The organism is Streptomyces sp. XM83C (assembly GCF_023072675.1).
Taxonomy (GTDB): Bacteria; Actinomycetota; Actinomycetes; order Streptomycetales; family Streptomycetaceae; genus Streptomyces; species Streptomyces thermocoprophilus.
This window is the reverse complement of record NZ_JALLGL010000193.1, coordinates 1-11,787: the sequence shown is the minus strand read 5'-3', so window position 1 is coordinate 11,787 and position 11,787 is coordinate 1. Positions and strand designations below refer to the sequence as shown.

General features: G+C 73.6%; 10 protein-coding genes. 8 read left to right on the top strand and 2 right to left on the bottom strand.

All coding sequences use genetic code 11. From position 1 onward, the window contains the following. The first annotated feature begins 271 nt into the window (after nucleotides 1-271). From MTQ10_RS20735 to MTQ10_RS20725, 3 genes are all read left to right on the top strand, one after another. Nucleotides 272-1,798 (top strand): S8 family serine peptidase, encoded by a 1,527-nt coding sequence (locus tag MTQ10_RS20735; RefSeq protein ID WP_247470352.1) that lies wholly within the window; start codon nucleotides 272-274, stop codon nucleotides 1,796-1,798. A 143-nt stretch (nucleotides 1,799-1,941) separates the two neighbouring features. Beyond that, nucleotides 1,942-3,423: a CoA transferase gene (locus tag MTQ10_RS20730; protein WP_247470350.1), complete on the top strand. Its 1,482-nt coding sequence runs from the start codon at nucleotides 1,942-1,944 to the stop codon at nucleotides 3,421-3,423. A gap of 174 nt (nucleotides 3,424-3,597) precedes the next feature. After that, nucleotides 3,598-4,608, top strand: coding sequence for a CopD family protein (locus tag MTQ10_RS20725; RefSeq protein ID WP_247470348.1), 1,011 nt, complete (start codon nucleotides 3,598-3,600; stop codon nucleotides 4,606-4,608). 81 nt (nucleotides 4,609-4,689) lie between these two features. On the opposite strand, the gene MTQ10_RS20720 is transcribed toward MTQ10_RS20725, so the two are convergent. Further along, the gene (locus MTQ10_RS20720; RefSeq protein ID WP_247470346.1) at nucleotides 4,690-5,733 is read right to left on the bottom strand and encodes a zinc-dependent alcohol dehydrogenase family protein; all 1,044 of its coding nucleotides are present in this window, start codon (nucleotides 5,731-5,733) and stop codon (nucleotides 4,690-4,692) included. A 208-nt stretch (nucleotides 5,734-5,941) separates the two neighbouring features. Then, the gene (locus MTQ10_RS20715) at nucleotides 5,942-6,664 is read right to left on the bottom strand and encodes a VIT1/CCC1 transporter family protein (RefSeq protein WP_247470344.1); all 723 of its coding nucleotides are present in this window, start codon (nucleotides 6,662-6,664) and stop codon (nucleotides 5,942-5,944) included. A gap of 155 nt (nucleotides 6,665-6,819) precedes the next feature. Between MTQ10_RS20715 and MTQ10_RS20710 the strand changes: the two genes are divergently transcribed. The 5 genes from MTQ10_RS20710 to MTQ10_RS20690 all read left to right on the top strand — a co-directional run bounded on the left by MTQ10_RS20710 (nucleotide 6,820) and on the right by MTQ10_RS20690 (nucleotide 11,740). After that, on the top strand, nucleotides 6,820-7,836 hold the full coding sequence (locus MTQ10_RS20710) for a DEDDh family exonuclease (RefSeq protein WP_247470342.1): 1,017 nt from the start codon (nucleotides 6,820-6,822) through the stop codon (nucleotides 7,834-7,836). A 107-nt stretch (nucleotides 7,837-7,943) separates the two neighbouring features. Continuing rightward, nucleotides 7,944-8,177 carry a hypothetical protein gene (locus MTQ10_RS20705; RefSeq protein WP_247470340.1) on the top strand — a complete coding sequence of 78 codons (234 nt, stop codon included), beginning with the start codon at nucleotides 7,944-7,946 and terminating at the stop codon, nucleotides 8,175-8,177. A 94-nt stretch (nucleotides 8,178-8,271) separates the two neighbouring features. After that, a complete protein-coding gene (locus MTQ10_RS20700; RefSeq protein WP_247470339.1) occupies nucleotides 8,272-9,066 on the top strand; it encodes an SURF1 family cytochrome oxidase biogenesis protein in 795 nt (264 codons plus the stop codon). A gap of 126 nt (nucleotides 9,067-9,192) precedes the next feature. Beyond that, nucleotides 9,193-10,980 carry a glycoside hydrolase family 15 protein gene (locus tag MTQ10_RS20695; protein ID WP_247470336.1) on the top strand — a complete coding sequence of 596 codons (1,788 nt, stop codon included), beginning with the start codon at nucleotides 9,193-9,195 and terminating at the stop codon, nucleotides 10,978-10,980. Nucleotides 10,981-10,984: 4 nt separating this feature from the next. Continuing rightward, complete coding sequence (locus tag MTQ10_RS20690; RefSeq protein ID WP_247470334.1) at nucleotides 10,985-11,740, top strand: SDR family oxidoreductase; 756 nt, start codon at nucleotides 10,985-10,987, stop codon at nucleotides 11,738-11,740. The last annotated feature ends 47 nt before the right edge of the window (nucleotides 11,741-11,787 follow it).

The window sequence follows — 11,787 nt, the reverse complement described above, 5'->3', positions numbered from 1 at the left end:
GGTGGGGGGCGGGGCGTCCCGTGTGGGTGACGGGCCGTCCGGGGCGGTCGGCAGCGGGGCGTCCCGCGCGTGTGTGACGAGCCGTCCAGGGGCGGTCCGCGGCGGGGGGCGTCCGTCTTCTGTGACGGATCGTTCGCAAGTCGTGCGCGTCGGGTCATTGCTGCGTGCGGGGATCGCGGATAACTTCGCCTCTGCACCACCCGTCATGTACCTGCCCGAGAACCACCTGTGTCTCGGGCCGCTGTCGTTTTCCGGATGATGTGGAGACCCCATGGCTCATCTGCCGTCCAGACGCCGTCTGGCTCTCGCCGTGCCCGTCGTGCTGTCGCTGACCGCCTCGCTCGGCTTCCTGCCGGCGGCGGCCTCGGCCGCGCCGCGAGCGGCGAGCACCACGGAGGCGGCCGAGGCGGGCGCGCTGGCGTACGTCGTGAACACCAAGACGGACCGGCACACCCTTGCGTCGGTGAAGCGGGCGGTCGTGGCGCACGGCGGCACCGTCGTGGCGGCGTACGACAAGATCGGTGTGCTCGTCGTCCACTCCGCCGCGCCGGACTTCGGCGCGAAGATACGCGCGGTGCGCGGTGTGCAGTCGGCGGGCGCCACGCGCACGACGCCGCTGAAGGCCGCGGGCACCACGGACGAGGGTGCCGTGCAGGTCCTGTCGAAGGAGGAGGAGGCGAAGCTCGCCGGCAAGGCGGCGGGCGGGCAGGAGCCGCTGGAGGCCGACCAGTGGGATCTGCGGGCGATCGGCGCGGACAAGGCCGCGAAGATCAACCCGGGCAGCCGGAAGGTGACCGTCGCGGTCATCGACACCGGCGTGGACGACACCCACCCCGACCTCGCGCCGAACTTCTCCGCGTCCCAGTCGGCGAACTGCGTCGGCGGCGTCGCGGACACCTCGCCGGGCGCCTGGCGGCCGTACGACCCGGACGAGGACTACCACGGCACGCATGTCGCCGGTGAGATCGCCGCGGCCCGCAACGGTGTCGGCGTGGCCGGTGTCGCCCCCAATGTGAAGGTCGCCGGCATCAAGGTGAGCGACCCGAACGACGGGCTGTTCTACCCGGAGAACGTCGTGTGTGCCTTCGTGTTCGCCGCCGACCACGGCGTCGAGATCACGAACAACAGCTACTACGTGGACCCGTGGCTGTACAACTGCATGGACGACCCGGACCAGCGGGCCATTGTGGACGCGGTCAACAGGGCGCAGCAGTACGCGCAGCGCAAGGGCATCCTCAGCGTGGCGTCGGCCGGCAACTCCAACCACGATCTGGACTCCGACGCGATCGTCGACACGTCCAGCCCGGACGACGGCACCCCGGTGACGCGGACCATCGACCCGCACGAGTGCTTCGACGTGCCGACGCAGCTGCCGGGTGTGGTGACGGTCAGCGCGACGGGCGTCGACAACATCAAGTCGTACTACTCCTCGTACGGCAAGGGTGTCGTGGACGTCGCGGCGCCGGGCGGCGACGGCCGGTACCAGATCCCTGACACGCCGTCGAAGAACGGCCGGGTCCTGTCGACCCTGCCGAACAACTCGTACGGCTTCCTCCAGGGCACGTCGATGGCCGCGCCGCACGTGGCCGGTGTGGCGGCGCTGCTGAAGTCCGAGCACCCGTGGGCGGGCCCGCAGGCGCTTCAGGCGCTGCTGAAGGCGCAGGCGGACAACCCGGGCTGCCCGGCCTCCTACGACCAGGACGGTGACGGCACGCAGGACGCGACCTGCGAGGGCGGCCGGCGGGTCAACGGTTTCTACGGCTACGGCATCGTCAACGCGCTGCGCGCGGTCAAGTAGGCGGTCGAGCCCGCCGTCGAGAGTTGATGCGGCCGTGAAGACATGGACGAGAACGTCGATGTCTTCACGGTCGACTCGAGGTGGTCAAGGCTGTCACCCCCATGCTCCATATATTGATTCAGTCAATACTGCATAGTTCAGTCATGACTGATGTCGGTTCCGTATGGTCCGCGCTGGGCGGCGATCCCGGCCTTCTCGACCGGATGTCGATGGTCGTACGGAAGGATGCGCTGCCCGCGCGTCTTCCCGTACGGGAGACGGCACGCGCGTGTGTCGGCGCGTGCGCCCTGGCCGCCGCCGAACTGGCGGCCGTCCGCGCGGGTCGTCGCGAGGTGCCCGCGGTCCGGGTGGACGACGGGGCCGTCGCGGCGGCCTTCACCAGTGAGCGGCATCTCCGCGTCGACGGGCGCCCGGCGTCGGGTTTCGCGCCCCTGTCGCGGTTCTGGCGCACCGCCGACGGCTGGGTGCGCACGCACGCGAACTATCCGCACCACCGCGCCCGGCTGCTGGCGGGCATGGGCCTGCCCGCCGACGCGGACGACACGACGGCGGCCACCGCGGTCGGGGCCGCCCTCGCGGAGCGGTCCGCCCTGGAAGCCGAGGACGCCGTGTACGCGGCGGGAGGGCTCGCCGTGGCGTTGCGCGCGCCCGAGGAGTGGGCGGCGCACCCGCAGGCGGCGGCCGTCGCCGGGCTTCCCCTGGTGGAGCGGCGCACCCTGGACTCCGCACGCGCGCGCGTGCTGCCCCCGCTCGCCGGCACCGCGCCGCTGCTGCCGGCGGCCGGACTGCGGGTGCTGGACCTCACGCGCGTGATCGCCGGACCGGTCGCCACCCGCACGCTCGCGCTGCTCGGCGCGGACGTGCTGCGCGTCGACACGCCCCGGCTGCCCGAACTTCCCGACCAGCACATCGACACGGGGTTCGGGAAACGGTCGGCCTTGCTGGACCTGGACCTGGCCGTGGACCGGGAGCGGTTCGAGGAGCTGCTCTCCGCGGCCGACGTGGTCGTCACCGGGTACCGGCCCGGGGCGCTGGACCGGTTCGGCCTCGCGCCGGAGGCCCTCGCAAAACGCCGGCCCGGACTGGTCGTGGCACAGCTGTCGGCCTGGGGCGTGCGTGGGCCGTGGGCGCAACGGCGGGGTTTCGACAGCCTGGTGCAGGTCGCCACCGGCATCGCGACGATCGAGGGTGCGCCCGACCGGCCGGGTGCGCTGCCCGCGCAGGCGCTCGACCACGGCACGGGGTATCTGCTGGCGGCGGGCGTGCTGCGGGCGCTGACGGAGCAGGCGTCCGACGGCGGTTCACGGCTCGTGCGGACGGCGCTGGCCCGGACGGCGGCCCGGCTGACGGGGGCCGACGGCGGCGGGACCGGCGGTCCTGGGGCCTCCGCCGGCAGTCGAGGGGGCCGTACCGATGCCGGTGGTGAGCCGCCGCACCGGCCGGCCGAGACGGACAGCCCGGCCGCAACCGGCAGTCCCGCCGAAACGGGCAGCCCGGTCGAGACGGACAGCCCGGCCGGGCGGCTGCGGTACGTCCTGCCACCGGTCGTCTTCGAGGGCGGCCCCTCCGACTGGGCCCGACCGCCCGGCCGCTGGGGTGCCGATCCGGCCCGGTGGCTCACCTGACCTGCCGCACCGTCCGGACCTGCCGCCCCCTGCCCGGTCCCCGAGGGCCCCGCGGACGGCACCGTATTCGGCTCGTACGACCGTTTCCGGCCAGGGGGTGACGGGGGGTCAGGGGCGCCGTCCGCCGTTGTCCGGAAGTTGCCCCTTTCGGCGGACGGCGGTGAAGATCGGGAGGTGACGTTCATACGACCGACTGCCGAGACGGCCGACGAGAGCACCCCGGCGAGACCCGTCGGGCCGGGCCGGGCCGTCGCCGTACTGGTTCTGGTGACCCTGGGCGCGCTGGTGCCGCTGCTGGGCCCGTCCGCCGCGCTGCACGACACCGGAGAGGCGGCTGCGCCCGGCACGAGCGGCATCGGGCTGCTGCGCACGGTGCTGTTCGCCGCGCTGTGCGTGCCGCTGGGTGAGCTGTTCGTCGCACGTCTCACCCGAGGGCTGCCGGACGCCCCGGGCGAACGGCCCCGCCGGTGGGGGGCTCACGCGGCATCGGCCGGGTTCGTCGCGGCGCTGGGGCTCGCCTCGGTCGTGGCGACGGGCAACCTGGTGCCGCACAGCCCCGCGGACATCGACGTCGGTGGCCTGTACGCCTCCCGCGACGGCAAGTTGGCGCTGCTGGAAGTGAACGCGTTCCTGCTGGCGGCCCTGTGCGCGGCGTCCCGCAGGCCTGGCACACAGGTGTGGCCGCTGGCCGCGGTCGTCGTCGCGGAGGCCCTGCGCGCGCACCCGCCGACCGAGCACACGCCGCTGCTCGGCTCCGGGCTGACCGTCGTCCACCTGACGTGCTCCTCGCTGTGGGCGGGCGGCCTGCTGTACGCGCTGCGCACGCTGCGTTTGTGGGGGCGTGGCGCGGCGGCCGGGTCCGCGCTGCTCGGGCGGTACGCGCGCGTGGCGCTGTTCCTGCTCGCGGGCGTCACCGCGACCGGGGTGTGCAGTTCGCTGCGCCGGATGCCGGCGGAGACGATCCTGGACCAGCTGACGACGACGGCGTACGGGCGTGCGCTGCTCGCGAAGGTACTGCTGATGGTGGTCGTCGCGACGCTGGCGCTGTGGGCGCGGGTCCGGCTGGCGCGCGCCGCCGACCCGCTGACGGCGTGCGTGCCGGCCCGGGCGGAGGTCGCCGCGCTGGGCGTCGTGGTGGCGCTGTCGGGGCTGCTCACGGCCCTGCCGCTGCCCATCCGCTGGTGACACGGCCGGGCGCCGCCGCCCCACCGGCCGGGGGATCGGCGGTGCCCGGTGCGGTGACGCGCTGCCGCTTCGGTTTGAGGGTCAGGCCGTGATGAGCACCTTGAGCGCGGTGCGCTCGTCCATCGCCCGGTATCCGGCGGGCACGTCCTCCAGGCCCACGGTCCTGTCGAACACCGGCGACGGGTCGATGCGCCCTTCCAGGACGTCGGGCAGGAGTTCGGGGATGTAGGTGCGGACCGGTGCGACACCGCCGCGCAGCGCGATGTTCCGGTCGAACATGATGCCGAGGTCGAGGCCGTTGTCGCTGCCGTGCGGCACGCCGACGAAGCCGATCGCGCCGCCGTCGCGTGTGATGCCGACGGCGGTGCGCATCGACTGCTCGGTGCCGACGGCCTCGACGACGGCGTGCGCGCCCTGGCCGCGGGTGAGGGCGCGGACGGCCTCCACGGCCTCCTCCCCGCGGGCCGCGACGACGTCGGTGGCGCCGAAGCGGCGCGCGATGGCGGTGCGGGTCTCGTGCCGGCCCAGGGTGATGATGCGTTCCGCGCCGAGCCGCTTGGCGGCGAGGACCGCGCACAGGCCGACGGCCCCGTCCCCGACGACGGCGACCGTGGCGCCGGGCCGGGCACCCGCGCCGAGGGCGGCGTGGTGGCCGGTGCCGAGGACGTCGGACAGGGTCAACAGCGCCGACAGCAGCCGTTCGTCGGAGGCCGCCTCCTCGGGGAGCCGTACGAGGGTGCCGTCGGCGAAGGGCACACGGACGGCCTCGCCCTGGCCGCCGTCGGAGCCCTCCGAGCCCCAGAAGCCGCCGTGCTCGCAGGAGGTGGTCAGGCCCTCCCGGCAGTAGTCGCACGCGCCGTCGGACCACATGAAGGGCGCGACGACCAGGTCGCCGCGGCGCACGGTGCCCACCTCCGCGCCGGTCTCCTCGACGATGCCGAGGAACTCGTGCCCGATGCGCTGTCCCGGCTTGCGGGCCGACTCCCCGCGGTAGGCCCACAGGTCGCTGCCGCAGATGCAGGCCCGCAGCACCCGCACCACGGCGTCCGTCGGCAGCCGCACCACGGGCTCGGGCACGTCTTCCACCCGCATGTCGAACGGGGCGTGGATGGTGGTGGCGCGCATGTGGGGTCCTTCTCGTGCTGGGCGGTCGTCCCGGGGGCCGGGCCCGCCGGGCCGGTCCTCGTGGCCGGGTGCGACGGGCGCCCGTTCCCTCGTACCGGGACACGGCTCGTACGGTTCGTACGCGTCCGAGCCCCGTACGGGCCGGTCGTGCCCCCGGCGTTCCTCACGGTACGCTGCCGTGCGCGCGGGGCGCGCGCCGGGAGCCCCGTCACGCGCCCGCCGCGCCCAGCAGCGTCCCCACCGCGTACGTCACCCCCATGGCCAGCGCACCGCCCCCGACATTGCGCAGGACCGCGCGGCCGGGGCGGGCCGCGCCGAGGCGGGCGCTGCTCCAGCCGGTGAGGACGAGCGAGGCGAGGACGGACAGGACGGTGACCGGCACCCGCGCACCGGCGGGCGGCAGCACGATGGCGAGCAGCGGCAGCAGGGCGCCCACGGTGAAGGCGAGGAAGCTCGCCCAGGCGGCGTGCCAGGGGTCGGTCAGCTCGTCCGGGTCGATGCCCAGCTCCACGCGCGCGTGCGCCCGCAGCGCGTCACGGGCCGTCAGCTGCTCGGCCGCTTCCCGCGCCACCTGCGCGGACAGGCCCCGCTCTTCGAGGAGTTGGGCGAGTTCCACCAGTTCGGCCTCCGGGCGTTCGCGCAACTCCCGCTTCTCCACGGCCAGCGCGGCCTTCTCCGAGTCGCGCTGTGTGGACACCGACACGTACTCTCCCGCCGCCATCGACATCGATCCGGCGAGCAGTCCGGCCAGACCCGCCGTCAGCAGCGCCGAGCGGTCCTCGGTGGCGCCCGCGACACCCACGACCAGGCCGGCCGTGGAGACGATGCCGTCGTTGGCGCCGAGGACGGCGGCGCGCAGCCAGTTCAGCCGGGTGCCGAGGGCGCCGCCGTGCGCCTCGTCGTGTCCTTCGTCCTGCACAGGTTCCGTCACAGGACGGAGGATGACATCCGTCGAGGCGCCTGGGTGACACCGACGCCCACTCAGAACAAATCGGGGCACCTCGGGCGAACTCCCCTGTGGTGCGGCGGGCTTGCGGGGGCGTCGGGCGGCGGGGATGTCGGTGCCGGGCCGTATCCTCGGTGACCATGCTCGAAGACCTCACGAGGGCGGCGTCCTCCCCCGCCGAGTGGCCGGCCGCGTATCCGCAGGGGTACGCGGTCGTCGACGTGGAGACAACCGGCCTGGCCCGGGACGACCGGATCATCTCCGCGGCCGTGTACCGGCTGGACGCGCGCGGCCAGGTCGAGGACCACTGGTACACCCTCGTCAACCCGGAGCGGGACCCGGGCCCGGTGTGGATACACGGTCTGACGAGCGAGGCGCTGGAAGGCGCCCCTCTCTTCGCCGATGTCGCCGAGGAGTTCGCGGCCCGGCTGGACGGCCGGGTCCTCGTCGCGCACAACGCGGTCTTCGACTGGCAGATGATCGCCCGGGAGTACGCGCGTGCGCGCGCCGTGGCCCCGGTGAAGCAACGGCTGTGCACCATCGCGCTGTCCAAGGCGCTGGCGCTGCCGCTGCCCAACCACAAGCTGGAGACGCTCGCCGCGCACTTCGGCGTCGTACAGCGGCGTGCGCATCACGCGCTCGACGACGCGCGCGTGCTGGCGGAGGCGTTCCGGCCGAGCCTGTGGGCCGCGGCGGCCGGCGGCCTGCGGCTGCCGCTGCACGAGTGCAGACCGCTGACCGAGTTCTACGACCGTCCCGCGCCGCTCATCGGCCGCCAGTCCGGCGGACCGGACGGATCCACCCCGGGCGGCCACGGCGGCTACCGCGGCGCGAGCAGCTGGCGCCCGTCCCGCAAACGGCCGCCCTGCCCGTACCCCAACCCGGGCCGGTACACCGAGGGCGGCCGGCTCAAGCAGGGCATGCGGGTGGCATTCTCCGGGGACACCTCCGTCGACCGCGAGCTGCTGGAGGACCGCGCGACCGAGGCGGGGCTGCACGTGTCCACCAGCCTGTCCCGGCTGACGAGCCTGCTGGTGACCAACGACCCCGACTCGGGCACCTCGAAGGTGGTCAAGGCGCGGCAGTACGGCACTCCGGTGCTCGACGAGGCGGCGTTCGGACAGCTGCTGCGGGACGTCGAACCGGCGGACGAGTGAGGCTCCCCCGTGAACACCGGTGGGCGACTGACCCGCCCCGGTGAATGCGGCGCGACTCGCCCCGCGCCCGCTCGCCCCGCTCCCGCCGACGGCTCACGCTGTGGCGCATGGCGAGATGCGAAGTATGCGGTAATGAATACGGAATGACCTTCGAGGTGCACGCCCAGGGCGCTGTCCATGTGTTCGACTGCTTCTCCTGTGCGATCCACCGCATGGCCCCGATCTGCGAGCACTGCCGAGTGCAGATCATCGGCCAGGGCGTCGAGGTGGAGGGCCACTGGTACTGCGGCGCCCACTGCGCCCGCGCCGAGGGCAAGGCGGGCATCGTCGACCGGGTGTGAGCCGCACATCACCCGCCTTCCTGGCGCGCCCGGTACGCCCACCGAGCGCGGCCCCCCGTGAAGACACCCCGCGACCGAGTTGTACCGTCGTGGGGTGTACCGCTTCCTGTTGTCCCGCCAGTGGGTGATCCTCACGCTGGTCGCCCTGCTGCTGATCCCCACGATGATCAGGCTGGGCATCTGGCAGATGCACCGCTACGACGAGCGCAGCGCCCGTAACCAGTTGGTCTCCGACGCGCTGGACGCCGAGCCGGTGCCCGTGGAGTCGCTGACCTCCCCCGGCCACAAGGTGACCCGGCTGGAGCGGTACCGCTCGGTGACCGCGGAGGGCCGGTTCGACACCGCGCACGAGCAGGTCGTCCGGCGCCGGGTCAACGACGACGAGAAGGTCGGCTTCCACGTCCTCACCCCGTTCGTGCTGAAGGACGGCAAGGTCGTGCTGGTCAACCGGGGCTGGATCCCCGCCGACGGCCCGAGCCAGACCGCGTTCCCGAAGATCCCCGCCCCGCCGTCCGGCCAGGTGACCGTCACCGGCAGGCTGATGCCGGACGAGACCACCGAGGCGAGCGGCATCAAGGACATCAAGGATCTGCCGGACCGCCAGATCATGTTGATCAACAGCGCCGATCAGGCACGCCGGCTGGGCGCGACCGTCCTCGGCGGATACCTGGCGCTGACCGCGCCGCAGCCCACGGGCGGCTCGCCGGAGACGGTGGGCAAGCCGGGCATGGAGAACGCGCCGCTCAACTACGCGTACGCCATCCAGTGGTGGCTGTTCTCCGCCGCGGTCCCCGTCGGCTGGTTCGTGCTGGTGCGCCGCGAGGCTCGGGACCGCCGGGAGGCCGCGGCGAAGGAGACCGCCGAGGAGTCGGCCCCCGCCGCGGTCTGAGCGCCCGGCAGTGACCGGCCGGCACCCGCCGGCACCCGCGCCGCTGTGACCGACGGCACTCCGTCGGCTCACTCCCCCGGGCGCACCCTCTGATTGCGGCCGGTATCCCGCGGGAACCCGCACTGCGTGGATCGCCGTATCGAGGACTACGCGCTCATCGGCGACGAGCAGACCGTGGCGCTCGTCGGCCGCGACGGCTCCGTCGACTGGCTCTGCCTGCCCCGCTTCGACTCCTCGGCCTGCTTCGCGCGGCTGCTGGGCGACGAGGACAACGGGCACTGGAAAATGGCCCCCAAGGACGCCGACGGGCCCTGCACCCGCCGCGCCTACCGCCGGGACACCCTCGTCCTGGACACCGAGTGGGACACACCGGAAGGGTCGGTGCGGGTCACCGATCTGATGCCGCAACGCGACCGCGCCCCCGACCTGGTGCGCATCGTGGAAGGGCTGCGGGGACAGGTCACCGTGCGCAGCACCCTGCGGCTGCGTTTCGACTACGGCTCGGTCATCCCCTGGGTGCGCCGCTCGGACGGGCACCGCGTCGCCGTCGCCGGCCCCGACTCGGTGTGGCTGCGCAGCGAACCGCAGGTGCGGACCTGGGGCGAGCACCACACCACGTACTCGGAGTTCACGGTCGCCGAGGGCGAGAAGGTCGCGTTCGTTCTCACCTGGCATCCCTCGCACGAGCCGCGCCCCGAGCTGATCGACCCGTACGAGGCGCTGCACACCAGCGTCCGCGACTGGCGCGCCTGGGCATCGCGCTGCCGCTACACCGGCCCCTACCGGGACGCCGTGGTCCGCTCCCTGATCACCCTGAAGGCGCTGACGTACGCGCCGACCGGCGGCATCGTCGCCGCCCCGACGACGTCCCTGCCGGAGGAGATCGGCGGGGTGCGCAACTGGGACTACCGGTACGCCTGGCTCCGGGACTCCACGCTCACCCTGGGCGCCCTGCTGACCGCCGGCTACGACGGGGAGGCCAAGGCCTGGCGCGACTGGCTGCTGCGCGCGGTCGCCGGCGACCCGGCCGACCTGCAGATCATGTACGGCATCGCCGGTGAGCGCCGGCTGCCGGAGACGGAGCTGCCCTGGCTGTCCGGGTTCGCCGGCTCCGCCCCCGTACGCATCGGCAACGAGGCCGTCAACCAGCTCCAGCTGGACGTGTACGGCGAGGTGATGGACTCGCTGGCGCTGGCCCGCCGGGCCGGGCTGCCGACCCGGCCGCACATGTGGGCGATCCAGGTGGCGCTGATGGACTGGCTGCGCGAGAACTGGCGGCAGCCGGACGAGGGGCTGTGGGAGGTGCGCGGCGGGCGGCGCCAGTTCGTGCACTCGAAGGTGATGGTGTGGGTGGCCGCCGACCGGGCCGTACGCGCCCTGGAGGAGTACCCGGAGCTGGACGGCGACCTCGACAGCTGGCGTGCGCTGCGCGACGAGGTGCACCGTGAGGTCTGCGAGAAGGGCTACGACCCCGAACGCAACACGTTCACCCAGTACTACGGCTCCCGCGGACTGGACGCCGCCCTGCTGCTCATCCCGCGCGTCGGGTTTCTCCCCCATGACGACCCCCGGGTGACCGGCACCATCGCCGCCGTCCGCGCCGAGCTGGGCCACGGCGGTTTTCTGCGCCGCTACTCCGCCGAGGAGACCTCGGTGGACGGGCTGCCCGGCGGGGAGGGGACGTTTCTGGTGTGCTCGTTCTGGCTGGCGGACGCGCTGCACGCCACGGGCCGCACGAAGGAGGCCGAGGAGCTGTTCGAGCGGCTGGTGGGCCTCACCAACGACGTGGGGCTGCTCGCCGAGGAGTACGACCCGGTGGACGGGCGGCAGCTGGGCAACTTCCCGCAGGCCTTCAGCCATATCGGCCTGGTGAACACCGCCCTCGCCCTGTACGGCGGCGAGGGGGCAGGATAGGGCCATGGATCTTGGACTGAAGGACCGGGTGTACGTCGTCACCGGTGCCACACGCGGACTCGGCAACGCCGCCGCGCGGCAACTGGTCGCCGACGGCGCGAAGGTCGTCATCACCGGCCGCGACGAGAAGCGGGTCGCCGAGGCGGCGGCCGAACTGGGCCCGAACGCGGTGGGCGTGGCGGTGGACAACGCCGACCCCGAGGCGCCGGCCCGGCTGGTCGCGGCGGCGCGGGAGCGGTTCGGCGGTTTCGACGGCATCCTCGTCAGCGTGGGCGGGCCGCCGCCGGGCTTCGTCGCGGACAACAGCGACGAGCAGTGGCTGGCCGCGTTCGAGTCGGTGTTCCTGGGCGCGGTACGGCTCGCCCGGACCGCCGCCGGCGAGCTGGCGGAGGGCGGCGTCATCGGGTTCGTGCTGTCGGGTTCGGTGCACGAGCCGATCCCGGGGCTGACGATCTCCAACGGTCTTCGGCCGGGGCTCGCCGGGTTCGCCAAGTCCCTCGCCGACGAGCTGGGGCCGCGCGGCATCCGCGTGGTGGGGCTGCTGCCGGGCCGTATCGACACCGACCGGGTGCGGGAGCTGGACGCGCTGTCGGCGGACCCGGAGGCGACCCGCGCGGCCGGCGAGTCGCGGATCCCGCTGCGGAGGTACGGGACGCCGGAGGAGTTCGGACGGACGGCGGCGTTCCTGCTGTCGCCGGCGGCGTCGTATCTGACGGGCGTCATGCTGCCGGTGGACGGCGGCATGCGGCGCGGATTCTGAGCCGGGGCCGCCAGGCACCGGGCGCAGCGGGTCAGCTGAGACACGCC